We start from the raw sequence: 1,295 nt of genomic DNA, 5'->3' as shown, positions 1-1,295 counted from the left end.
GGGTCGAGGCGTTGCAGGGTCAGGAAGATGTGGGCTGCGGAGACGAGGGTGACGTGGTGGTGCCAGCCTTGCCAGGTGCGGCCTTCGTAGTGGTCGAGACCGAGACCGGTCTTGACTTCGCGGTAGTCGTGTTCGATGCGCCAGCGTAGTTGCGCCCATCGGATCAGGGTGCGTTTCGCGGTCCGGGCGGGCAGGTCGGAGAGCCAGTACTTGATTGGCTCCGGGCTGCCGGGTGGCCATTCGGCGATCAGCCAGGCCTCGGGCAGGTCCTTGCCGCGGTGGGCGGACAGCAGGGCTCGTCCGGCGGGGCGGACGCGAGTGAACACGAAGTGCGATGACATCAGGACTGGACTGCCGGCGCGCATGCGTGAGCCGGGCCGCCAGGTCACTCGCCGGGCCCGGGCGGGGCCGGTGGTGATCAGTTCGGTGAGGGTGGCTGCCGGCTGCTGGTAACGCGGTGTGGGGTAGGAACCGACGCCGGCGTATTTGCCGATCGTGCGTTCTGTCGAGGCCGGGTAGGCGCTGAGTCTGCCGCTGACCTGCACCAGATAAGGCAGCCCGCGTTCGGTCAAGGCGTGCCGGAACTCCGCGGCGTCGCCGTAGCCGCAGTCGGCGACGATCAGCGGTGGCCGGTGTCCCCAGCTCAGTAGTTCGTCGATCATGTCCAGGGCAAGGCGCCACTTCTCCCGATGGGTCACGTCGTCGCTGATCCCGGCACGGCGGCGACGGTCGTGGACATTCGTGGTGGCCTTGGGCGAGGCGGGATCCCAGGACTCGGGCAGGAACAACCGCCAGTCGACGGGGCAGGACGCGGTGTCGGTGACCATGCTGACGCTGACCGCGATCTGGCAGTTGGTGACCTTGCCCGCGGTGCCGGTGTACTGGCGGGCCACACACGGCGATGCGGTGCCGCATTTGAGTAGGCCGGTGTCGTCGATTGCCCACGCCGTCGGGCCGATCGCCTGATCGGCCAGCGCTGCGATCCGCTGCCGGACCGGCGCGACCTGCCACGGGCTGTTGGTCACGAAGTGGTTCAACGCCTGCTCATGCACGCCCTGCAGCCGGGCGGCCATCGGCTGGATCGACTTCCGCCGCCCGTCGATCATCAATCCCTGCAGATACGCGGCCGCCCGATCCTGCCAGCCCGCCCTGGTCAGCGACGCGAACACATCCGACGCGAACTCGGCCAGGTCATCACGCAACCGGTCAGCCTCAACAACGTCCATACCTCAATGACAGCGACCGTCCATGAACAAGTCACCATCAGCCACTCGAAAGTGACAAAGCACTACTAG

At 67.3% G+C, this 1,295-nt stretch carries 1 protein-coding gene; it reads right to left on the bottom strand.

Translation table 11 applies throughout. The features are described from left to right. On the bottom strand, positions 1-1,226 hold a 1,226-nt coding region (locus QLQ12_RS46795; RefSeq protein WP_282767545.1), incomplete at its 3' end, for an IS701 family transposase. Positions 1,227-1,295: the final 69 nt, after the last annotated feature.

It is taken from the genome of Actinoplanes sandaracinus (assembly GCF_030009775.1).
GTDB lineage: Bacteria > Actinomycetota > Actinomycetes > Mycobacteriales > Micromonosporaceae > Actinoplanes > Actinoplanes sandaracinus.
The sequence above is the reverse complement of the archived record's forward strand: the minus strand, read 5'-3'. Positions and strand labels throughout refer to the sequence as shown.